Source organism: Streptomyces sp. NPDC048484 (genome assembly GCF_040651415.1).
In the GTDB taxonomy this organism is placed as follows: Bacteria; Actinomycetota; Actinomycetes; order Streptomycetales; family Streptomycetaceae; genus Streptomyces.
The window spans coordinates 38,655-61,076 of record NZ_JBEZJY010000028.1; the positions used below are offsets into that span (position 1 = coordinate 38,655).

Here is a 22,422-nt window from a genome sequence, read left to right on the forward strand (position 1 = left end):
GTGGGCCGGACCGAGCGGAGACCGGACCGGATCTCGGCCGGACCGGGCCTGGGTCGGACCGGACATCGGCCGGATCCCAGCCGCACCCGGTCCGCGCGACTCAGGCGCGCCTGAGCAGAGTCACCACCGCCGCGCCCCCGAGCCCGATGTTGTGCGCGAGCCCCACGCGCGCGTGTGTCACCTGTCGTGCCCGCGCCTCGCCCCGCAACTGCCACGTCAACTCGGCCACCTGCGCGATGCCGGTGGCTCCCAGCGGATGCCCCTTCGAGATGAGCCCTCCCGAGGGGTTCACCACCCACCGCCCGCCGTACGTCGTGGCGCCCGACTCCACGAGCTTGCCGGACTCCCCTGCCTCGCACATGCCGAGCGCCTCGTAGGTCAGCAGTTCGTTGATGGAGAAGCAGTCGTGCAGTTCCACGACGTCGACGTCCTCGATGCCGATCCCGGCGATCTCGTACACCTGCCGGGCGGCGGCCCGTGACATCGGCTGTCCGACGACGTCGATACAGGACCCGGAGGCGAACGACTCCTCCGTGTCCGTGGTCATCGCCTGCGCGACGATCTCCACAGCCCGCTCCCCCAGCCCGTGCCGCTCGACGAACCGCTCCGACACGACGACGGCGGCGGCCGCCCCGTCCGAGGTCGGCGAGCACTGGAGCTTGGTCAGCGGGGCGTGGACGGCACGCGCGGCGAGGACCTCGTCGACCGTGTAGACGTCCTGGAACTGCGCGTAGGGATTGTTCGCCGAGTGCCGGTGGTTCTTGGCTCCCACGGCCGCGAGCTGCGCCTCCGTCGTGCCGTACCTCTCCATGTGCTCGCGCGCCGCGTTGCCGAAGATCTGGGCGGTGGGCGGCGTCATCTCGAAGCCGTGCCGGGCCGCCATGACGCCGTAGTGCCGGGCGACCGGAGAGGTCGCGAAGTCGCCGCCGTCGGCCCCGCCGCCCAGCGCGCCGCGTGCCATCTTCTCGAAGCCCAGAGCCAGTACGCAGTCACTCGCACCGCCCTCGACGAACTGCCGCGCCAGCATCAGCGCGGTCGCGCCGGTCGCGCAGTTGTTGTTCACGTTGTAGACGGGCACACCACTCAGCCCGAGTTCGTACGCGGCCCGCTGGCCGGCCGTGGAGGCCTGGAAGCAGTATCCGACGGGGACCTGCTCGACGGCGTCGTACGTGATCCCGGCGTCGGTGAGGGCGTGGGTGCCCGCCTCCCGCACCATGTCCCAGTACTGCCAGTCCCGGGTCTCCGGCTTCTCGAACCTGGTCATCCCCACACCGACGACGTACGCCTTCATGACTTTCCCCACTCTCCCCACGGTCCGACTTCGGTCCGGTCCTGGTCCTGGTCCTGGTCCTGGTGCGGCGGAAGACTAGAACACGTTCCATTCCGGTGGAAGTCGAGTGCCAGAAGTAATGAGAAGGTCAAGAATTCGTTAGCGGCTCGAAGTATCGGAATAGTTGCCTGGGCGCACGGGGTTCACCATGCACCTACCTACTCTTCTCACGCCTCTGGAGGCAGCACGTAATGACCCGGACAACGACGGACCCGCGCACGCGAAGGCCCAGCGGCAGCGGAATCGTCCCGGTACTGGCCTTCGCGGGCATCGTTGTCGCGGTGATGCAGACCCTGCTCGTGCCGGTCATCAAGGACCTGCCGGAGCTGCTGGGCACCTCCCCCGGAAACGCCACCTGGGTGATGACCTCGACCCTGCTCGCGGGTGCGGTGTCCACTCCGATCATGGGCCGCCTCGGTGACCTCTACGGCAAGCGGCGCATGCTGATAGGCAGCCTCGCCGTGATGGTCGTGGGCTCGCTCATCGCCGGGTTCACCAGCGAACTGCTCGTGATGATCGTCGGCCGCGCCCTGCAGGGCTTCGCGATGGGCGCCATTCCGCTCGGCATCGGGCTGATGCGCGACGGGCTGCCGCGGGAGAAGCTCGGCTCGGCGATGGCCCTGATGAGTTCCTCGGTCGGCGTCGGCGGCGGACTCGCGCTGCCGCTCGCGGCCCTGGTGGCGCAGCACGCCGACTGGCACGCCCTCTTCTTCGCCTCCGCCGGCCTCGGCGTCGTCGCGATCCTGCTCACTTTGACCTTCGTGCCCGAGTCCCCCCTGCGGGCCGTCGGCACCTTCGACATCCTGGGCGCGTTCGGTCTGGCCGCCGGTCTCGTCCTCTTCCTCCTGCCGATCACCAAGGGCAGCGACTGGGGCTGGACGTCCGGCACGACCCTCGGCCTGTTCGGCGCCGCGGCGGCCGTCCTCCTCCTGTGGGGCGTGATGGAGCTGCGGATCAAGGCTCCGCTGGTCGACCTGCGCACCACGGCCCGGCCCGCGGTGCTCTTCACCAACCTCGCCTCGATCATGGTCGGCGTCGCCTTCTACGCCGTCTCCCTCGTCCTGCCCCAGCTGCTCCAGCTGCCCACGTCGACCGGTTACGGCCTCGGCCAGTCCATGGTCGTGGCGGGTCTGTGCGTGGCACCGCTCGGGCTGACGATGATGCTCACGGCGCCGGTGTACTCCCGCCTCTCCGCCAAGTACGGCCCCAAGGTCACGCTGATGATCGGCATGCTGATCATCGCGATCGGGTACGGCGCCGGGCTCGGCCTGATGAGCGCCGCCTGGCAGACCATCATCATCGCGGTGGTCCTGGGCGCGGGCATCGGTCTCGCGTACTCCTCGCTGCCCGCGCTGATCATCGGCGCCGTGCCCGCGTCGGAGACCGGTGCGGCCAACGGCCTCAACACGCTGATGCGCTCGATCGGTACGTCCGTGTCCAGCGCCGTGATCGGCATGGTCCTGGCGAACACGGCGGACCAGGTGGGCGGCGTCGCGGTTCCCACGATGCACGGCTTCCGCGTGTCCTTCATGATCGCCACGGGTGCGGTTCTGCTCGGCCTGGTGTTCGCGGCGTTCCTGCCGGGACGGCGGGCGGTGGCCAACGCGGCGAAGCCGCATCTGGTCGCGTCCAGTGAGGACGCGCCCGGGACGGACCGGCTCGCCGGCCACACCGACGTCACTGACCTCACCTACGTCGCCGCGGACCGGGCCGGGTTCCGTGGCCGTGTCCTCACCGCCGACGGTGTTCCGGTCGCGCGGGCCAAGGTCACGCTGATCGACCGGCGGGGGCGGCAGGCGGGGGCGACGCTGTCCTGCGACGACGGTGGTTACGCGCTCACCGTGCCTGCCGAGGGGGCGTACGTGCTGGCCGTCACGGCCGGTGGGCATGGGCCGCTGGCCTCCGGGGCGAGTCACCCCGGTGGGGTGCGCGCGGTTGAGGTGGATCTCGCGCTGCCGGGCGCCGCGGTGCTGGCGTAGCGCGTCCGCGGGGCGCTCGCTCCGCTGAAGCGTCCCGCGGGCCCGGCCGGCGCCGAGGTGCCGGCCGGATCCGAGCCGCGGGCCCGTCGTGGCCGGGCGCGCAGTTCCTCGCGCCCCTGACGGGTCCACCGCCGGATCCGAGCCGCCGGTCCGTCGTGGCCGGGCGCGCAGTTCCTCGCGCCCCTGACGGGCGCGCCGCCGGAACCAAGCTGCCGGTCCGTCGTGGTTGAGCGCGCAGTTCCCCGCGCCCCTGACGGGGCGTCGTCGGTGTGGCATGCGGCACGATGGCAGTCACAGACGTGTACGTACGACCTGGAGGAACTCCATGCCCGCGGCACCCGCGCCCGAGATTCTTGCTGCGTTCGAGGGGGCCAAGGGGTTCATGCCCGTGGGGGAAGGGCTCGCGTTGTACGAGGCCGCTGTTGAGGCGGGGCGGTTGGGCCTGCCTCTGCTGGAGGTCGGGACGTACTGCGGGCGGTCGACGATTCTGCTCGCCGGCGCGGCTCGCGAAGCCGGAGTCACGGCGGTCACCGTCGATCATCATCGCGGGAGCGAGGAGCAGCAGCCCGGCTGGGAGTACCACGACCCGTCGACGCTCGACCCGGAAGTCGGCCGCATGGACACGCTGCCGGCCTTCCGCCGCACGCTCCACAAGGCCGGCCTGGAGGACCACGTGGTCGCGGTCGTCGGCCGCTCGCCGCAGATCGCGGGCTTCTGGAACTCCCCCCTCGGTCTCGTCTTCATCGACGGCGGCCACACCGACGAGCACGCGACCGGCGACTACGAGGGCTGGGCGCCCCATGTCGCCGAGGGTGGGCTGCTGCTGATCCACGACGTGTTCCCCGACCCGGTGGACGAGTTCACCGGGCAGGCGCCGTACCGCGTGTATCTGCGGGCGCTGGAGTCCGGCGCGTTCACGGAGGTCTCGGTGACGGACTCCCTGCGGGTGCTGCGGCGTACGGGCACGGGGATCTGAGGGAGAGCCGGGGGCTGCGGGCTCCAGTCGGGGGAGCCGGGGCGGAGGTTCGCAGCGACTCGGGGGGCCAGGGGCGCTCCTTCCGGGCAGACGGCTTGGCCGACCCGTAAGGTGGCTGCCGTGTCATACGTAGGCCCGGACTTCGAACCCCCACGCCCCTCGCGCCATCCCCTGCGCCGCCCCCTGACCGTCGCCGTCGCCGCGCTCGTGCCGGGCGCACTGGCCGGCTGGCTCGTGTGGCAGGCGGTGGGCGACTCCGACGGGAACGACTCGGCCGCCGCGCAGGCTTCGGCCTCGGAGAGCCGTTCCTCGTCGGCGAACACCTCTGCCGACGGCAAGGAGCGGCCGGAGGGCGGCACCGGCCAGTCCGGGGGCGGCGGGGAGACCGGCGCGTCACCGTCAGCCACGGCCTCGGCCCCCGCCGCCTCCGGCCCCCTCAAGGGCAAGGTCGTCGTCGTCGACCCCGGTCACAACCCCGGCAACTTCCGGCACCCGTCCGAGATCAACCGCAAGGTGAACATCGGGACGAACTGGAAGGAGTGCGACACCACCGGCACCTCGACGAACGACGGTTACACCGAGGCCAAGTTCACCCTCGACGTCTCGCGTCGTCTGCGCACCATCCTTGAGAAGGAGGGTGCCACGGTGAAGTTCACCCATGACAGCGACCGCGCCTGGGGTCCGTGCGTGGACGGGCGGGCCCAGATCGGCAACAAGGCCGCGGCGGACGCCGTCGTGTCGGTCCACGCGGACGGTTCGGCTCCCGGCAACCGCGGCTTCCATGTGATCCTGCCGGGCTCGGTGCACTCCGGCGCCGCCGACACCCGTCCCATCGTGGCCCCGTCCCGTGACCTGGGCGAGCGCATCGCGGACGCCTTCCGGCGCACCACCGGCAGTCCGCCCTCCAACTACGTCGGCGACGGCACCGGTCTCGATGTGCGCAAAGACCTCGGCGGTCTCAATCTGTCAACGGTTCCGAAGGTGTTCATCGAGTGCGGCAACATGCGCGACAGTGAGGACTCCGGGCGGCTGACCAGTGACACCTGGCGGCAGAAGGCGGCGCAAGGAATGTCTGAGGGAATCGTGAGTTTCCTGCGCGGGTAGTGCTCAGCGGGTTCATCCGGGCGGACACCCCTGTGGGGCGGACGATAGTGTCGTCTCTACGATATGGGGCCGCCCCTGCGCTACGCACCACGAGCCGAACGGCGACATCACGACCTGACGGCGACAGGGTGACAGCGACGCCTCTACCGCTGACGAGACGACTGACGAAGGACCTGAAGTGAATATCCGCTCCCTCACTCGAGGCGACGGCGTGGTGATCGGAGCAGCGGTTCTGCTGTTGATCGCGTCGTTCCTCGACATCTACACGATCGACGGGGCCCCCGACAGCGCCGACATCCCGAACGCCTGGGGCAGTGGCCCGGTCCTCCTGAGCGTCACCCTGGCCGGCATCATCGGCGCCGCGCTGATCATCGTCGCCCACGGTCTGCCGCAGGCGGCGAAGGTAGCCGGCCTCGACCTCGGCCCGTTCGGCATCGCCTTCACGGTGTTCGCCGCCTGGAGCGCGATCGGGAACATCCTCGACCCGGCCGGCGGCTTCGACAACAACGGCGGGACCGACGCCATCGGCGCCGGCACCGGCCTGATCCTCAGCCTCGTCGCGACCCTGGTCCTCGCGGGTGCCGCGGTCGCCGCGCCCCTCGTCCCGGCCCTCAAGGGCGCGCTCCTCCCCGCCCCCAAGCCGGCCGCCCCGCAGCCCTACGGCGGTCAGCCGCAGGCCGGTTACGGCTACCCGGGTGCCCAGCAGCCGGGTCAGCCCTTCGGTGGTCAGCCGCAGCAAGGCCAGTCGTTCGGCGCCCAGCCCGGCCAGCCGCAGCCCGGTCAGCCGCAGCAGGCGCAGGCTCCGCAGCCGCAGGCCCCGCAGGCACAGCAGCCCGCGGGCGACTTCTCCCCGTTCTGGTTCGCGGTGCCGGTGGCGCGTCCGCTGTTCGCGGAGGACGGTTCGCCGACGCCGATCGCCGAGCTGGCGCCGGGCACCTGGTACCTGGCCGTCGAGCAGCGCGGCCCGAGCCTGGTGGCCCAGACGCAGGACGGCCGCCGCGGTGTGCTTCAGGACACGTCCGGGATCCAGCGGGGCTGACACTCCGCCGCCGGTCCCGTCACGGCCCTCCACCCCAAGAGCTCTTCGCGGCTCTTCCGGGCGGGGGGCCGTTCCCGTACAGTCGGCCCGGCGACCAGGTATCTGACACACCGTCAGGAGTGGTGTATGCGGCTCGGACTCGCCCTCGGGTACTGGGGCCGCGGCCCCTCGGCGGACCATGTGTCGCTCGCACGGGAGGCGGAGCGGCTCGGCTACGACTCGGTGTGGACCGCCGAGTCATGGGGCTCCGACGCCTTCACCCCACTGACCTGGATCGCCGCCCAGACGTCAAGGATCAAGCTGGGCACGGCGATTGCCCAGATGGCGGCCCGCTCCCCCACCACGACCGCGATGCACGCGCTCACCCTCGACCACCTCTCGGGCGGACGTGTGATGCTCGGCCTCGGGCTCTCGGGCCCGCAGGTCGTCGAGGGCTGGTACGGGCGCCCGTTCCCCAAGTCACCGCTCACCGCGACCCGTGAGTACGTCGACGTCGTACGCCAGGTCCTGAGGCGCGAGGGCCCGGTCGAGCTGGACGGACGCTTCCACTCGCACCCGTACCGGGGGGCGGACGGCACCGGACTCGGCAAGGCCCTCAAGCCCATCACGCATCCACTGCGAGCCGAACTGCCCGTCCTCCTTGGGGCCGAGGGCCCGAAGAACATCGCACAGACGACCCGGATCGCCGACGGCTGGCTGCCGCTGTACTGGTCGCCGATGAGGACGGCCGTGTACGAGGCCTCCCTCGCCGCCGCTCCCGAGGGCTTCCTCGTCGCGCCCATGGCCCGGGCGAAGGTCTGCGACGACGTCTCCGAAGGGCTGCTTCCCGTGAAGGCGATGCTCGGCTTCTACATCGGGGGCATGGGACACGCGGCGCGCAACTTCCACGCCGACCTGATGGCGCGGATGGGCTTCGAGGAGGAGGCCCGCCGTATCCAGGAACTGTTCCTGGCGGGCCGCCGCGAGGAGGCGGTACTCGCCGTGCCCGACGCCTTCGCCGACGAGATCTCTCTGGTCGGCCCGCGTGAACGGATCGCGGAACGACTGGAGTTGTGGCGCAAGGGGCCGGTGACCGACCTGCTCCTCCTGTCACCCGACCCGCACACCCTGCGGACGCTGGCCGAGCTCAACTGAACGCGGCGGTGCCGAGCCACACCGTCATCCACGGACACCCACACACTCCACCACCGCGCGTCAGCACGGTGGCTGACGAACCATCACGCGTAGAGCACGCGTAGAGGCAGGGTTTCGTGCGGGATGTTTCATACGGGATTCAAGGGCTACACGCAGGGCATGTCCTCTCGATATCGCAACGGTTCCAATCAAGCCGGGACGGTCGTCGCGATCGTCGCCGACATCATGGCCGTCATTCTCGGCCTCTGGATCCTGATGTACCTACTGGACGCCAACCAGGGCAACGACTTCGTCCAGTTCATCCATGACGCGGCCCGCTGGCTCGCCGGCTGGTCGCACGACCTGTTCACGTTCGACGAGCAGTGGGCACGGGTCGTCGCGGGCTACGGTCTCGCAGCCGTGGTCTACCTCTTCATCGGACACGCGATCGCCAATCGAGCGCACCGCCACTGAGCCACTACCGGCAGCAGTTCCCCTACCGGCAGCAGCCCCTCTACTGGCAGCAGTCGGGGTCCAGGCCCAACGGCAGGCGGTCGCCGCCGAAGACCGCGCAGGTCGCCTCGTCACCGCCGAGTGCGGCGACGGCGAGAAGGAGCGAGCCCGCTGTCCAGGAGGTGAGCTCCTCGGGCCAGATCGCCCTGGAGTCGAAGACATAGCCCGTCCAGTACAGGCCCGTCGACGGGTCCCGCAGGTGCTGGATCGACTGCAGTATCTCCAGGGCACGGTCGGACTCGCCCACGGCCCACAGGGCCAGGGCGAGTTCGGCCGATTCGCCGCCCGTCACCCACGGGTTGGGCACCACGCACCGCACGCCGAGCCCCGGGACCACGAAACGGTCCCAGTCCCGCTCGACGCGTTCCTTCGCCTCGGCGCCGGTGAGCGCGCCGCCGAGCACCGGGTAGTACCAGTCCATCGAGTAGCGGTCCTTGTCGAGGAACCGCTCGGGGTGCCTGCGGATCGCGTGGCGCAGCGCGCCCACCGCCAACTCCCAGTCCGGCTGCGGCTCCTCGCGCTCGTCGGCGATGGCGAGCGCGCAGCGCAGCGCGTGGTGGACGGACGAACTGCCGGTCAGCAGCGCGTCCTCGACGGCCGTGCCGTCGTCCTCGCGCTTCCAGCCGATCTGCCCGCCCGGCCGCTGGAGTTCCAGGACGAACTCCACCGCCGCGACCACCGACGGCCACATCCGGTCCAGGAAGGTGTCGTCGCCGGTCGCCAGGTAGTGGTGCCACACACCGACGGCGATGTACGCGCAGAAGTTGGTCTCGCGCCCGCGGTCGGTGACGTCGGCCGCGTCCCCGTCGGCGTAGGCCGCGTACCAGGAGCCGTCCTGGTTCTGGTGCCGGGCCAGCCACTCGTACGCCCGGCCGGCGGCCTCGTGCTCACCGGCCGCGTCCAGGGCCATGGCCGCCTCTATGTGGTCCCACGGGTCGAGGTGGTGACCGCGGAACCACGGGATGGCGCCGTCCGCGCGCTGTACGGCCAGGATGCCCTGGACGGTCTGCGCGGCCTCTTCCGCGGTGAGCACCCCTGTCAGGACGAGGTGTTCGGTGGGCGGAGTCGTCACGAAGCGTCCGCGGATGCCGTGTTCGCGGATGCCGTGTCCATCGGTGCGGCGTCGACGAGGCCGGCGGGCAGGTGCGGCTTGGTCGCGTACGCCACGAAGCTCTTGCCGATCAGCGGGTTGAGCGCCTGCTCGGCGACCCGGGTCGCGAGGGGCTTCTTCATGATGTCCCAGACGAGGAGCTTGTGGTACGCCCGCACCGGCAGCACCTTGTCGTTGTCGACGCCGAACGCGCACTTCAGCCACCAGTAGGGGCTGTGCAGGGCGTGGGCGTGGTGTGTGCCGTACGGCCGCAGGCCCGCCTCGCGGATCCTGTCGAGCAGCTCGTCCGCCCGGTAGATGCGGATGTGGCCGCCCTCGACCTCGTGGTACGCGTCCGACAGCGTCCAGCAGACCTTCTCGGGCCCGTAGCGCGGAACGGTGATCGCTATCCGGCCGCCGGGCCTGAGCACGCGGACCATCTCGGCGAGTACACCCTTGTCGTCCGGGATGTGCTCCATCACCTCGGAGATGATGACGACGTCGAACGACTCGTCGGGGAAGGGCAGCCGCAGCGCGTCACCCTCCATCGCGGTGGCGGTGGCGCCCTCGGGCGCCTCGCCCGCCTCCTTCATCGCGGCGAACCACTTGGCGACCTCGCGGATCTCCTCGGCGTTCTGGTCCAGCGCGACGACTTGAGCGCCACGCCGGTAGCACTCGAAGGCGTGGCGTCCCGCCCCGCATCCGAGATCCAGCACTCGGTCCCCCGGGGCAAGCGGAAACCGGGAGAAGTCGACGGTCAGCACGTGGTCCTGCTTTCACGGTGAGGGGTGTCCACGGGGGCGGGCGCCGCGGAGGCCGGCGGCGCCGCCTGTCCCGCGAACGCGGACTTGTCCGGCGCCGCGGGCGCCACAGAAGTGGCCGAGGTGACGGAGGTGGCGGAGGCCTGGTCCGCCTCCTGTTCGGCCGCGGAACGGCCGGGGGTCTTCGACGCGGAGCGGCTTCCTGGTGCCGACGCGGAGCGGGCCGCCTCCGCGATCGCCTCGCGGTAGCGGGCCACCGTGCCCTCCGCGGCGCGGGCCCAGGTGAACTTCTCCAGCACGCGCGAGCGCCCGGCCGAGCCGAGCCGCGCACGGAGACCGGGGTCGCCCAGAAGCCTGCTCAGGCCGGCGGCCAGCGCTCCCGCGTCGCCGGGCGGGACGGCCAGGCAGGTCTCGCCGTCGGGTCCCGCGACCTCAGGGATGGCTCCGCCGGTGGTGGCCACCAGGGGCGTACCGGTCGCCATCGCCTCGGCGGCGGGCAGCGAGAAACCCTCGTACAGGGAGGGCACGCAGGCCACTTCGGCGGACCGGACGAGGTCGACGAGTTCCGCGTCCGTGATGCCCTTCACGAACTCGACGGCGTCCTCGAGCCCGTACCGCTCGATGAGCTGGGCGACCGGCCCGTCCTCGGCGCGCCTGCCGACGACGACGAGGTGGGCCGTGGGGTGCTCGGTACGGATCTTGGCGAGCGCCTCGACGAGGAAGACGAGGCCCTTGAGGGGAACGTCCGCGCTGGACGTCGTGACGATCCGGCCCGGGATCTTCGGCACGGAAGGATCGGGCGAGAAGAGGTCGGCGTCGGCACCGATGTGCACGACGTGGATCCGCTCGTCCCGCACACCGAGATGGTCGACGATCTCCTGACGGGACGTGCCGGAGACGGTGAGCACGGACGGCAGCCGGCGCGCGACGCGCTTCTGCATACGCGTGAAGGCGTACCAGCGGCGGACGGACACCCGTTTGCGGCGGCTCCCGGCGGCGTCCAGCTCCAACTGCCGGTCCACGGTGATGGGGTGGTGGATGGTGGTGACCAGCGGCGCGCCCACATCTCCCAGCAGCCCGTACCCCAGCGTCTGGTTGTCGTGCACGATGTCGAAGTGGCCTTGCCTGGCGCGCAGATGGCGTCGGGCACGCAGGGAGAACGTCAGCGGTTCGGGGAAGCCGCCGGTCCACATCGTGCCGACCTCGACGGCGTCGATCCAGTCGCGGAACTCGTCGCGCTTCGGCGTACGGAAGGGATCCGGGTGGCGGTACAGGTCGAGACTGGGCAGCTCGGTGAGGGAGAGCCCGTCGAGGTCCTCGCCCTCGTCGAGCACCGGGTACGGCTGCGAGCCGATGACCTCGACCTGGTGGCCCAGGCGGGCGAGCTCGCGCGAGAGGTGCCGTACGTAGACACCCTGTCCGCCGCAGAACGGGTTCCCTTTATAGGTGAGGAGCGCGATGCGCAGCGGTCGGTCGGCGTCGGCGGCCGAGCCCGCGTGGAGGCCTGCCTCCATGGCCTCATGGGTCACTCTCGGCCCCCTTCTTCCAGCACGTTCCCGCGAGATTACTTCGGGACGGTAATCTAGAACAAGTTTCAGACTTGATCGTTCAGGGAGCACTGAATCTACCGGCAGGTAGCCCTCCTGTGAGCGGTGGCTCGGGTGATTCACGCCACGGCAGGGCTCTACGCTGCTCTCACCCCACCTGCACCGACTCGCATCCATCCGCCCTCACCCGCCCCACAGCCCCCACAGCCCTCTGCTGTACGAACGTCACGGAACGGGATCCATGCCTACGGAATCCAAGACTGCGGCGAAGGCCGCGCAGCCGCCCGTACGGGCCGCGCAGCCGGCCACTCCCCCGCTCACCGAGCGCCAGGAGGCGCGACGGCGGCGCATCCTGCACGCGAGCGCGCAGCTGGCGAGCCGGGGCGGCTTCGACGCGGTCCAGATGCGGGAGGTGGCGGAGTCCTCGCAGGTCGCGCTCGGCACCCTCTACCGCTACTTCCCGTCCAAGGTGCATCTGCTGGTCGCGACCATGCAGGACCAGCTGGCCCATATGCACGGGACCCTCCGCAAGAAGCCGCCGACGGGCGACACGGCGGCGCAGCGGGTGGCGGAGACCCTCATGCGGGCCTTCCGCGCGCTCCAGCGCGAGCCGCACCTCGCGGACGCGATGGTCCGCGCCCTCACGTTCGCCGACCGCAGCGTCAGCCCGGAGGTCGACCAGGTCTCCCGCCAGACCACGGTGATCATCCTCGACGCCATGGGCCTCGACGATCCCACCCCCGCCCAGCTCTCCGCCGTCCGCGTCATCGAGCACACCTGGCACTCGGCCCTGATCACCTGGCTCTCCGGCCGCGCCTCGATCGCCCAGGTGAAGATCGACATCGAGATGGTGTGCAGATTGATCGACCTGACGTCGCCGGACGACTGACCGGCGGCACGCCGGCAATCCGGCGGCATCCCTGGCAGGACCAGGTGCACCCACCGCTCACCGGGCCCCGCCGGCCTCCGCCCCGAAAAGGGCGCGGGGAACTGCGCGCCCGGCCCCCACCGGCCGGCAGCCACACACGCGCCCGCTCCTGCGCACCCTCACTCCTCGGGCGCGCCCTCACTCCTCGGGCGGAAACACTGTCTCCCCGCTGCCCAGCAGGTTGATCATGATCGCCTCCACCGGGCACCCCTCCGCCGCCTCCAGGATCTTCTCGTTGGCGTCCGTCTCGGGGTCCGTGGGGTGAGACTGCATCGCGGAGTCGAGGCTGAAGGCGGTCGGCGCGAGGTGGGTGCACTGGGCCGAGCCGATGCAGAGGGAGCGATCGACCTCGACCTGCCAGCGGTCGCCCATCTCTCAGGCCTCCCAGCCGGCCGGCAGGTGGATCATCTTGTGCTCCAGGTACTCGCCATAGCCCTCGGGGCCGAACTCGCGGCCGAGGCCGGAGTTCTTGTAGCCGCCGAACGGGCCGAGCATGTCGAGGCTGAAGGTGTTGACGGAGTACGTGCCGGTGCGGACCCGGCGGGCCACGTCGATACCGCGGGCCACGTCGGCGGTCCAGACACTGCCGCTCAGTCCGTACTCCGAGTCGTTGGCGATCTTCACCGCCTCCTCCTCGTCGCCGTACGGGAGCAGGCAGATCACCGGGCCGAAGATCTCCTCGCGCGCGATCCGCATGGAGTTGTCGACGCCGCCGAAGAGCGTCGGCTCGACGTACCAGCCGCGGTCCAGGCCGGCCGGGCGGCCGCCGCCGGCGAGGATCTTGGCGCCCTCCTCCTGGCCGATGCGGATGTAGTCGAGGTTGCGCTGCTGCTGCCGCCGCGCGACGAGCGGGCCGACCTGGGTGGCGGGGTCCAGCGGGTCGCCGACCACCAGCGCGTTCGCCGCCGCGGCGAACGCCTCCGCGAACTCGTCGTAGCGCGAGCGCGGCAACAGGATGCGGGTCTGGGCGACACACGCCTGGCCGTTGTTCATCCAGGCCGCCGAGACGATGTTCGGCACGGAGGTCCCGAGGTCCGCGTCCGGCAGGACCACGGCCGCCGACTTCCCGCCCAGCTCCAGTGTCACGCGGGTGAGGTTGCGTGAGGCGACCTCCATGACGCGCCGGCCCGCCGCGACCGACCCCGTGAAGGAGACCTTGTCGATGCCGGGATGCCCGACGAGGTACTCGCTCACCTCGCGGTCCGCCGGCAGGATCGACAGGACCCCCTCCGGCAGCCCGGCCTCCTTCGCGATCTCGCCGAGTATGTACGCGTCCAGCGGCGACTCGGGCGACGGCTTGAGCACGACCGTGCAGCCGGTCAGCAGCGCGGGCGCGAGCTTGGCCGCCGCCACGAACTGCGGCACGTTCCACGGGACCACGGCCGCCACGACCCCCACCGGTTCACGCCTGACGAGGATCTTCCCGAGCACTCCGTCACGGGCCTCCTCGTACGTGAAGTCCCGTGCGACCGTGATCGCCGCGTCCCACACCATCATCGCGCCGAGCGCCTGCGCGAGGACGCTCCAGGAGTACGGGGAGCCGTTCTCGGAGGAGATGACCCGGGCGATCTCCTCGTGCCGTACCGCGATCGCGTCCTTGATCCGGGTGACCACCTCGATGCGCTCGTCGAGGGACATCCGCGGCCAGGGCCCCTCGTCGAAGGCGGTGCGCGCCACCGCGACGGCCCGGTCGACGTCCTCCCGCGAGGCGTGCGGCACCCGGCCGATGACCTCCTCGGTGTGCGGGGAGATCACCTCGATGACGTCCCGGCCCAGGGGAGCGGTCAACTCCCCGCCGATGAAAAGCTGTCCGTGTTCCACGAGCTCGGTCATGACCGACTGCCTCTCCGAGGACTGTTCCCGTTCCTGACGATGCATCAGAAACTCAGACACTGAAACTGATACCAGTTCCACTTGGAGGAGTCCACGGAGTGCGCAGCACTGCCATTGCGCCCCCAATGGAACTCGTTCTAGTTATAGTGACCGGAAGACGGCGACAGGGGAGCCCATGCCACAGGTGACCGACCACGGCGGAGGCGTACGATCCGTCGAGGTCCCCATCCCGGACAACCCCCTCGGCAACACGCTCGTGTACGTCGTGGACACCGACCGCGGGCCGGTGCTGATCGACACGGGCTGGGACGATCCGGCGTCCTGGGACGCGCTCACCGACGGACTGGTGGCGTGCGGAACGGCCGTCGCGGAGGTCCACGGCGTGGTGATCACACACCACCACCCCGACCACCACGGGCTGTCGGCCAAGGTGCGCGAGGCGTCGGGCGCGTGGGTGGCCATGCACGCGGCCGACATCTCCATCGTGCGGCGCACACGTGAGACCAAACCCGGCCGCTGGTTGGCGTACATGGCGGACAAACTGACCGCCGCGGGCGCGCCAGAGGAGCATGTGGCGCCGCTGCGCGCCGCCCCCTCCGCCCGTTCCCGGTTCCCCGGCTTCTCCCCCGCGCTCCCCGACCGGGAGATCGTCCCCGGCGAACTCCTCGACCTCGCCGGCCGGCGCCTGCGCGCGATCTGGACCCCGGGCCACACACCCGGCCATGTCTGCCTCCACCTGGAGGAGGCCCACCCGGCCCAACTCCCGGGCAACGGGCGGCTGTTCTCCGGCGACCATCTCCTGCCGAGGATCACCCCGCACATCGGGCTGTACGAGGACCCGGACGATGACACCGTCCCCGACCCGCTCGGCGACTACCTCGACTCCCTGGAGCGGATCGGGAGCCTCGAACCGGCCGAGGTGCTCCCCGCGCACCTCCACCCCTTCATCGACGCGCCGTCCCGCGTACGGGAGTTGCTCGCCCATCACGAGGACCGGCTCACCAGCCTCCTCTCCCTTCTCTCCACCCCGCTCACCGTGTGGCAGGTCGCCGAGCGCATGCAGTGGAACCGCCCCTGGGCCGACATCCCGTACGGATCCAGGAACATCGCGGTCTCGGAGGCGGAGGCCCATCTGCGCCGACTGGTGAAACTGGGCAGCGCGGAGGCCATGACAGGCAGCGCCCCGGTGACGTACGTGGCGGTCTGACGAGGCGTCGGGGACACGAACCCGGACTCACGCCGTCACTTTCCGAGCACATTGCTGCGAGATGCGGCCAACTCCCCGTCCGTTCGGGCGCGGAGAGGCATATTCGGATGACCCTCGACGGCAGGGAGCCATCGGGACACCCCTCCTCGGACCCTCAGGAGTGGGCGCAGCCGTTCCGATAGCGCCGCAGTACCCACGCCCCGGCCTCCGCCCCGTGCTCCCCTCCTGGCTCCCCGGCCGTCTCCTCTGCCGCACCCTCGCCCGTCTCCTCGACTTCGAGTGCGCAGACGTCCGCCCTGCGACCCGATCCGACGAGGCCACCGATCCGTGTGTGACTCCGCATGAGCCGAAGCTACCGGCTCGCCCGACCGGGCCCCAGAGGTGTTGCTACGGGCCGGTACAGTGAGCAGGTCGTCATCACACTCGTACGGGGGGAAGCCGGTGCAAATCCGGCGCTGACCCGCAGCCGTGTGCCGCCCCGGTCCTGACGGGCGGCGAGCCGGAACACCCCGTGCGGAACGTGACCGGCTCGCGTCACCGGGACCGCCGGTGACCGGCACCGTCGAGGCATACGGAGCCGAGCCGCCCGGTGCTCCGGGCTGCCCGGCTTCCCGCAGGGAGAGCCGAAGGGGCGCGCCGGAAACCGGCCGTGGCACCTCGTTGGCGAACCGATGAGTACAGAGAGGCACCCGCCGATCATGTTTGTCCGTCGCAGCGCCGCGGTACTGGCCGCCACCGCCGTGATCGGCACGGCGTTCGCGCCGGCCGCCCTCGCCGACGAGTCACCCTCCGCGTCCCCGGCCCCGACGACCCCCTCGGGTCTGTACGGCAGCTCCGACCCCACGTACGACGGCGTCTGGCGGCAGTCGCTCGCGCTGCTCGCCCAGCACACCGTGGGCGTGAAGCCCGCGGCGAAGGCCGTCGACTGGCTCACCGGACAACAGTGCGCGAACGGGGCCTTCGCGGCCTACCGCGCGGACCCGACCACGAAGTGCGACGCCAAGACTCAGCTCGACACGAACAGCACCGCCGCGGCCCTCCAGGCCCTGGAGGCGCTCGACGCGGACGACGCCGTGACCGGCGCGGCCGTGAAGTGGCTGAAATCCGTACAGAACGAGGACGGCGGCTGGGGCTATCTCCCCGGCGGGGCAGGCGACACCAACTCGACGTCCGTCGTGATCGGGGCCCTGGAGGCCGCGGGCACCGACACGCGGGGCCTGCGGTCGAAGGACGACCGGACACCGTACGACGCCCTGCGCGGGCTGGCCGTCCCCTGTGACGCGGACGGCGGGGGCGCCTTCGCCTTCCAGCCGGACAAGAAGGGCAAACTCGCCGCGAACGCCGACGCCACGGCCGCGGGTGTGCTCGGCGCGCTCGGCGAGGGCCTGGTGACGGATCCCGAGGGCGAGGGTGAGGGCGGGGAGGGCAAGGAGTCCTCCGACGCCTCGAAGTGCACGGGCGGCGACTCCCTGACCCCGGAGCAGGCGGCGGCCAACGGTGCCGCGTACCTCGTCGGCGCGGCCGCGAAGAACGGTCACCTGGAATCCGCCTTGGCGGGCGCCGAGGACCAGCCCGACTACGGCAACACCGCCGACACGGTCGTCGCGCTCGCGGCGGCGGGCCGGACGGCCGACGCCGGAAAGCCCCTGGCCTGGCTTGAGAAGAACTCCGGCCCCTGGGCCGCCAAGAGCGGCCCGGCCGCGTACGCGCAGCTGATCCTCGCGGCGCACGCCACCGGGGCGGACCCGCGCGACTTCGGCGGCGCCGACCTCGTGAAGCAGCTCGGCGCGACCGGCCCCGCGGCCCAGGCCGCCGACCCCTCCAGCAGCAAGGAGGGCGAGCAGGACAAGAGTGAGGACAAGAACGAGGACGACGGTGGAGTGAGCGTCTGGTGGATCGTCGGGGTCGGCCTGGTCGGCGGCATCGGCGTCGGTTTCCTCCTCAGCGGCCGCAGCAAGAAGAAGCAGCAGCCGTGACCCGCCGCCGCCTGGCCCTGCTGGTCCTGGGCCTTCTGCTCGCCGTACTCGGCACCGCGGGGCAGGCCCAGGCGGCCGGCTATCGCTACTGGTCCTTCTGGGACCGTGATTCCGGTGCAGATGCCGGTGCCGGTGCCGGTGCGTGGGTGTACGCGACGCAGGGCCCGTCGACCGCGCAGCCGTCCGACGGGGACGTTCAGGGCTTCCGTTTCTCGGTGAGCGAGGACTCGAAGGACTCTGCGAAGCCCCGCGGGGAAGGCGACTTCGCGACGATCTGCGCGAAGACACCCGCACGGGAGGGAGCGAAACGGGTCGCCCTCGTCCTCGACTTCGGTACGGCCGCGGACGCGCCGGCCGGGTCGACTCCGCCGAGCGCGCGCACGGCCTGCGCCCGCGTCGACGAGGACGCGACGACCGCGGACGCCCTCGCCGCCGTCGCCAAGCCGCTGCGCTACGACACGAACGCCCTGCTGTGCGCCATCGCGGACTACCCCCGCACGGGGTGCGGCGAGGCCGTGTCAGGCGACCGCGGCAATCGTGGCGAGCGTCCGAAGGCTTCCGCGCCGTCCCGCGGGGAGAGCGGGTCCGGGGGCGGCGGGCCGTCGGTGGGCCTGGTGGCCGGGATCGCCGCCGTGGCCGTGCTGGGCGCGGCCGCGATCTGGCAGGCGCGTCGGCGTCGCGGCTGACGGGACGTACGTGATGACCGCCGACGACAACGACCGCCACCAGCGCCGCGGGCCCGGGCACGCCCCCTGGCGCACCGGCAACACGGGCAGCACCGGCAGGGCCGAACCCGCCCCTGTGCCGGCCGCGGCGCCCGACAGCGTTTCCGGCCGCCGGGTCCTTCGGCGGCTTAGCGCCCCGCGGGCGACCCGTACCAACGCCCTCCATCCCGGCGCCTGGTGGATCTGGGCTCTGGGGCTCGGAACCGCCGCGTCCCGCACCACGAACCCCCTTCTCCTCGCCCTGCTCGTCGGCGTCGCCGGTTATGTGGTGGCGGCGCGGCGGACGGAGGCCCCCTGGGCCCGTTCCTACGGCGCCTTCGTGAAGCTCGCGCTCGCCGTGCTCGGGATCCGGCTGGCCTTCGCCGTTCTCCTCGGCTCGCCCATCCCGGGCACGCACACCCTCGTCACTCTCCCGGAACTCCCTCTCCCCGACTGGGCCCAGGGCATCCGTGTCGGTGGCCGTGTCACCGCGGAGGGCTTGGTCTTCGCCCTGTACGACGGCCTGAAACTCGCCACGCTCCTCATCTGCGTGGGCGCCGCGAACGCCCTCGCGAACCCGGCCCGCCTCCTCAAATCACTCCCGGGTGCCCTGTACGAGGCCGGAGTGGCCGTGGTGGTCGCTCTCACCTTCGCGCCGAACCTGATCGCGGACGTCCAGCGGCTGCGCGCCGCCCGGCGCCTGCGTGGCCGCCCCGACCACGGCCTGCGTGGCCTGCTCCAGGTCGGACTGCCGGTCCTGGAAGGCGCGTTGGAGCGTTCGGTGGCTCTCGCCGCGGCGATGGACGCGCGGGGCTACGGGCGCTCCGCCGAGGTGCCGCCCGGTGTCCGCCGCACCACCGCCACGCTCACCCTCGGCGGTCTGGTCGGGGTCTGCGCCGGCACCTACGGCCTGCTCACCGCGGAGGGCGGCAGCTACGGCCTGCCCGTGCTGCTCGCCGGACTCGGCGCGGCACTCGGCGGCCTGTGGCTCGGCGGGCGCCGCTCGCTGCGCACCCGGTACCGGCCGGACACGTGGGGCGTCCGCGCCTGGCTCGTCGCCGTGTCCGGTGCGGGAGTCGCGGCGCTGCTGATCCTGTACGCCTCGTACGACGCGTACGGCTACGCGGCCCTGCACCCCGGTGTCGTTCCGCTGACGGCGCCGACGCTTCCGCTGTGGCCGGCGGCGGCGATCCTGCTGGGCCTGGCCCCCGCCTTCGTCGCCCCCTCTCCCGCTCTCACCGACATCAGCGCCACCGGCAAGGAGCCCTCATGATCCGCTTCGAGGATGTCTCCGTGACGTACGACGGGGCGGCGGAACCCACTGTCCGGCACATCGAACTCACGGTCCCCGAGGGAGAGTTGGTACTGCTCGTCGGCCCCTCCGGGGTCGGCAAGTCAACCCTCCTGGGTGCGGTGAGCGGGCTGGTCCCGCATTTCACGGGCGGCACCCTGCGCGGGCGGGTGACGGTCGCGGGCCGTGACACGCGCACGCACAAGCCCCGCGAACTCGCCGACGTGGTCGGCACCGTGGGCCAGGACCCGTTGTCGCACTTCGTCACGGATACGGTCGAGGACGAACTCGCCTACGGAATGGAGTCGTTGGGCCTCGCGCCGGACGTGATGCGCCGCCGCGTCGAGGAGACCCTGGACCTGCTCGGACTCGCCGACCTGCGCGACCGCCCCATCGCCACCCTCTCCGGCGGACAGCAGCAGCGGGTCGCGATCGGCTCGGTCCTCACCCCGCATCCCGAGGTCCTGGTCCTCGACGAGCCGACGTCGGCCCTCGACCCGGCCGCCGCCGAGGAGGTCCTCGCGGTACTCCAGCGCCTCGTCCACGACCTCGGCACGACGGTCCTCATGGCCGAACACCGCCTGGAACGCGTCGTGCAGTACGCCGACCGGGTCGCCCTCCTCGCGTCGCCGGGCGCCCCGCTGATGCTGGGCACGCCCTCCGAGGTCATGGCCGTGTCGCCGGTGTACCCACCGGTGGTGGCCCTGGGCCGGCTCGACGGGTGGTCGCCCCTGCCGCTGACGGTCCGGGACGCCCGGCGGAGAGCGGGAGCACTGCGGGAACGCCTGGAGGGCCTCGCGTACGACGGCACGGGCGCGACCGGAGCCGTACCCACCCCCGGAACCGGACCCGGGCCCACCCCCGGAACCGCACCCGAACCCGGACCCGGACCCGGACCCACCTGCGGAACCGCACCCGTACTTCCACCCGCACCCGCACCCGCATCCCCGACGGGAGACGGTGTGCCGCCCTCCCGTCGCCCGCGGCTCTTCCGCCGGCGCACGCCCGACACCCCCGGCGCCCCCAACACCCCCGGCACGCCCCGTGCGGCGGTGATCGAGGGCCTTTCCGTCCGCCGTGGCCGCACCGAGGTGCTCCACGACGTCAACCTGACCGTCGCTCCCGGGGAGACCATCGCGCTCATGGGCCGCAACGGCGCCGGCAAGTCGACGCTGCTCTCCGCCCTCGTCGGGCTCGTCCCGCCCTCGGCGGGTTCCGTGCGCGTGGGCGGGCTCCAGCCCCACCGCACGGCGCCCGGTGAACTCATCCGCCGCGTGGGCCTCGTACCCCAGGAGCCCCGGGACCTGCTGTACGCGGACACGGTGGCCGGTGAGTGCGCGGCCGCGGACTCCGACGCGGGGGCCGAGCCCGGCACCTGCCGGGCCCTGGTGTCCGAGCTGCTCCCGGGCATCGAGGACGGCACGCATCCCCGGGACCTCTCGGAGGGCCAGCGGCTCACCCTTGCCCTGGCCGTCGTACTGACGGCCCGCCCACCCCTGATCCTCCTCGACGAGCCGACCCGCGGTCTCGACTACGCGGCCAAGTCCCGCCTGGTCACCCTGCTGCGGACGCTCGCGGCCGAGGGCCACGCCATCGTCCTGGCCACCCATGACGTCGAGCTGGCCGCCGAACTCTCGCACCGGGTCGTCATCCTCGCCGACGGCGAACCCGTCGCCGACGGCCCGACGGCCGAGGTGGTCGTCGCCTCCCCGTCCTTCGCGCCGCAGGTCACCAAGGTCCTCTCCCCGCAGAAATGGCTGACGGTGTCCCAGGTGCGCGAGGCGCTGAGCGCGTCGGAGCCGACGGAGGGAGCGATTTCATGAGCAACCCACTCCGGCCAGAGCCCCAGCTCCAACCTCAGCCCCAGCTCCACTCCCAGCTCCATTCCCAGCCCCAGGCCCGCCCCATCCGGCTGGGCCCCCGTTCCGTCGCCACCCTCGTCCTGGTCGGTGTCATCGGCCTCGCCGCGCTCACCTGGCCCTTCTTCAGTGGGCCGACCTCCCAGGTCGGAGCCCACTCGAAGGACGCGCCCTGGCTGTTCGCCGGGCTGCTCGTGCTGTTGGTCGGGGTCGTCGCGGCGACGATCTCCGAGTCGGGGCTCGGCCCCAAGGCCGTGGCCATGCTCGGAGTGCTCGCCGCGACCGGCGCCGCGCTGCGGCCGATCGGTGCCGGTACGGCGGGCATCGAGCCGATGTTCTTCCTGATGGTGCTGAGCGGGCGGGTGCTGGGTCCGGGGTTCGGCTTCGTGCTGGGGGCGGTCACGATGTTCGCTTCCGCGCTGCTCACCGGCGGGGTCGGGCCCTGGATGCCGTTCCAGATGCTCTCCATGGGCTGGTTCACGATGGGCGCGGGGCTGCTTCCGGGCGCCGACCGGCTGCGGGGCAGGGGCGAGTTGGCGATGCTCGCCGCGTACGGCTTCCTCGCGGCCTTCGCGTACGGCACGCTCATGAACCTGGCCGGCTGGCCCTTCATGGATGCGCTGTCGTCGAACGTCGCCTTCGACCCGGACGACGCCGTGCACACCAATCTGGCCCGCTTCGTGGCGTACTGCCTGGCCACGTCCCTCGGCTGGGACCTGGGCCGGGCCACGGTGACCGTCGTGCTGACCCTCACCCTGGGCGTGACGGTCCTCAAGGCGCTCCGCCGGGCCACACGGAGAGCGGCTTTCGAGACGCCGGTCACGTTCGAGGGCCCCGGCCGCCGCACCCTGTAGAAGCGGCAACTACTTCCTGTTACACGCATCGTGAGGCGGCCCACAGGACCTTGGTCCTCTACTAAGCGCGGCCGTAGCTCGTCCCGCTTGTCATGTCTACGCCCTTACCGCCTCTGACCTGCGGATTGAGAGCCACATCACACAGGGACCTTCTGCTGCACATACGACCACAACTAGCAAAAGGGGGCATTGCGGACGCCTTCTCGGCCTGTTTCCGTGGAGGAGTCGCAAGGCGCAGAACATGCCCATCCGGGTCCAGGCGCCACCGCACGCCAAGGCCGACGTCAGGGCGTACGAGCGACCGCCCCGTCCCCGAAG

Annotated in this window: 20 protein-coding genes and 1 riboswitch; of the genes, 13 read left to right on the top strand and 7 right to left on the bottom strand. The window is 71.5% G+C overall.

From position 1 onward, the window contains the following. Positions 1–100 precede the first annotated feature (100 nt). A complete protein-coding gene (locus AB0D14_RS26955; RefSeq protein WP_362783955.1) occupies positions 101–1,291 on the bottom strand; it encodes a lipid-transfer protein in 1,191 nt (396 codons plus the stop codon). Positions 1,292–1,521: 230 nt separating this feature from the next. On the opposite strand from AB0D14_RS26955, the gene AB0D14_RS26960 reads away from it, so the two are divergent. From AB0D14_RS26960 to AB0D14_RS26985, 6 genes are all read left to right on the top strand, one after another. Beyond that, entirely contained in the window at positions 1,522–3,309 is a 1,788-nt protein-coding gene (locus AB0D14_RS26960) for an MFS transporter (RefSeq protein ID WP_362783770.1), read from the top strand. A 325-nt stretch (positions 3,310–3,634) separates the two neighbouring features. After that, positions 3,635–4,285 (top strand): class I SAM-dependent methyltransferase, encoded by a 651-nt coding sequence (locus AB0D14_RS26965; protein ID WP_362783772.1) that lies wholly within the window; start codon positions 3,635–3,637, stop codon positions 4,283–4,285. 120 nt (positions 4,286–4,405) lie between these two features. After that, positions 4,406–5,389 (top strand): N-acetylmuramoyl-L-alanine amidase, encoded by a 984-nt coding sequence (locus AB0D14_RS26970; RefSeq protein WP_362783774.1) that lies wholly within the window; start codon positions 4,406–4,408, stop codon positions 5,387–5,389. Positions 5,390–5,567: 178 nt separating this feature from the next. Next, positions 5,568–6,428 (top strand): hypothetical protein, encoded by an 861-nt coding sequence (locus AB0D14_RS26975; RefSeq protein WP_362783777.1) that lies wholly within the window; start codon positions 5,568–5,570, stop codon positions 6,426–6,428. 126 nt (positions 6,429–6,554) lie between these two features. Continuing rightward, positions 6,555–7,562, top strand: a complete 1,008-nt coding sequence (locus AB0D14_RS26980; RefSeq protein ID WP_362783780.1) for an LLM class F420-dependent oxidoreductase — start codon at positions 6,555–6,557, stop codon at positions 7,560–7,562. 159 nt (positions 7,563–7,721) lie between these two features. Next, a complete protein-coding gene (locus AB0D14_RS26985) occupies positions 7,722–8,015 on the top strand; it encodes a hypothetical protein (RefSeq protein WP_362783783.1) in 294 nt (97 codons plus the stop codon). A gap of 40 nt (positions 8,016–8,055) precedes the next feature. Here AB0D14_RS26985 and AB0D14_RS26990 read toward each other — a convergent pair whose 3' ends face one another. The 3 genes from AB0D14_RS26990 to AB0D14_RS27000 are packed head-to-tail and all read right to left on the bottom strand — an operon-like array spanning position 8,056 to position 11,419. Next, positions 8,056–9,126, bottom strand: coding sequence for a prenyltransferase (locus tag AB0D14_RS26990; protein WP_362783786.1), 1,071 nt, complete (start codon positions 9,124–9,126; stop codon positions 8,056–8,058). Beyond that, on the bottom strand, positions 9,123–9,908 hold the full coding sequence (locus AB0D14_RS26995) for a methyltransferase domain-containing protein (protein WP_362783789.1): 786 nt from the start codon (positions 9,906–9,908) through the stop codon (positions 9,123–9,125). The genes AB0D14_RS26990 and AB0D14_RS26995 overlap by 4 nt, the downstream gene beginning before the upstream one ends. Next, positions 9,902–11,419 carry a glycosyltransferase family 4 protein gene (locus tag AB0D14_RS27000; RefSeq protein WP_362783958.1) on the bottom strand — a complete coding sequence of 506 codons (1,518 nt, stop codon included), beginning with the start codon at positions 11,417–11,419 and terminating at the stop codon, positions 9,902–9,904. Before AB0D14_RS27000 ends, AB0D14_RS26995 begins: the two co-directional genes overlap by 7 nt. A 274-nt stretch (positions 11,420–11,693) precedes the next feature. Here AB0D14_RS27000 and AB0D14_RS27005 point away from each other — a divergent pair, with 274 nt between their 5' ends. Further along, a complete protein-coding gene (locus tag AB0D14_RS27005) occupies positions 11,694–12,341 on the top strand; it encodes a TetR family transcriptional regulator (RefSeq protein ID WP_362783792.1) in 648 nt (215 codons plus the stop codon). A gap of 177 nt (positions 12,342–12,518) precedes the next feature. Here AB0D14_RS27005 and AB0D14_RS27010 read toward each other — a convergent pair whose 3' ends face one another. Both AB0D14_RS27010 and AB0D14_RS27015 read right to left on the bottom strand, forming a co-directional pair. After that, the gene (locus AB0D14_RS27010) at positions 12,519–12,752 is read right to left on the bottom strand and encodes a ferredoxin (protein ID WP_362783794.1); all 234 of its coding nucleotides are present in this window, start codon (positions 12,750–12,752) and stop codon (positions 12,519–12,521) included. 3 nt (positions 12,753–12,755) lie between these two features. After that, positions 12,756–14,213 (bottom strand): aldehyde dehydrogenase, encoded by a 1,458-nt coding sequence (locus AB0D14_RS27015; RefSeq protein WP_362783796.1) that lies wholly within the window; start codon positions 14,211–14,213, stop codon positions 12,756–12,758. 175 nt (positions 14,214–14,388) lie between these two features. Here AB0D14_RS27015 and AB0D14_RS27020 point away from each other — a divergent pair, with 175 nt between their 5' ends. Beyond that, complete coding sequence (locus tag AB0D14_RS27020; RefSeq protein WP_362783798.1) at positions 14,389–15,420, top strand: MBL fold metallo-hydrolase; 1,032 nt, start codon at positions 14,389–14,391, stop codon at positions 15,418–15,420. A 154-nt stretch (positions 15,421–15,574) separates the two neighbouring features. On the opposite strand, the gene AB0D14_RS27025 is transcribed toward AB0D14_RS27020, so the two are convergent. After that, entirely contained in the window at positions 15,575–15,763 is a 189-nt protein-coding gene (locus tag AB0D14_RS27025) for a hypothetical protein (RefSeq protein ID WP_362783800.1), read from the bottom strand. An 88-nt stretch (positions 15,764–15,851) separates the two neighbouring features. After that, positions 15,852–15,930, top strand: a riboswitch (cobalamin riboswitch). A gap of 188 nt (positions 15,931–16,118) precedes the next feature. Between AB0D14_RS27025 and AB0D14_RS27030 the strand changes: the two genes are divergently transcribed. The 5 genes from AB0D14_RS27030 to AB0D14_RS27050 are packed head-to-tail and all read left to right on the top strand — an operon-like array spanning position 16,119 to position 22,104. Further along, positions 16,119–17,396, top strand: coding sequence for a prenyltransferase/squalene oxidase repeat-containing protein (locus tag AB0D14_RS27030; RefSeq protein WP_362783801.1), 1,278 nt, complete (start codon positions 16,119–16,121; stop codon positions 17,394–17,396). Beyond that, a complete protein-coding gene (locus AB0D14_RS27035; RefSeq protein ID WP_362783804.1) occupies positions 17,393–18,082 on the top strand; it encodes an SCO2322 family protein in 690 nt (229 codons plus the stop codon). Before AB0D14_RS27030 ends, AB0D14_RS27035 begins: the two co-directional genes overlap by 4 nt. Positions 18,083–18,095: 13 nt before the next feature. Beyond that, on the top strand, positions 18,096–19,373 hold the full coding sequence (locus tag AB0D14_RS27040) for an energy-coupling factor transporter transmembrane component T (protein ID WP_362783807.1): 1,278 nt from the start codon (positions 18,096–18,098) through the stop codon (positions 19,371–19,373). Then, complete coding sequence (locus AB0D14_RS27045) at positions 19,370–21,214, top strand: ATP-binding cassette domain-containing protein (protein WP_362783809.1); 1,845 nt, start codon at positions 19,370–19,372, stop codon at positions 21,212–21,214. The genes AB0D14_RS27040 and AB0D14_RS27045 overlap by 4 nt, the downstream gene beginning before the upstream one ends. Further along, positions 21,211–22,104, top strand: a complete 894-nt coding sequence (locus AB0D14_RS27050; RefSeq protein ID WP_362783812.1) for an ECF transporter S component — start codon at positions 21,211–21,213, stop codon at positions 22,102–22,104. The genes AB0D14_RS27045 and AB0D14_RS27050 overlap by 4 nt, the downstream gene beginning before the upstream one ends. Positions 22,105–22,422: the final 318 nt, after the last annotated feature.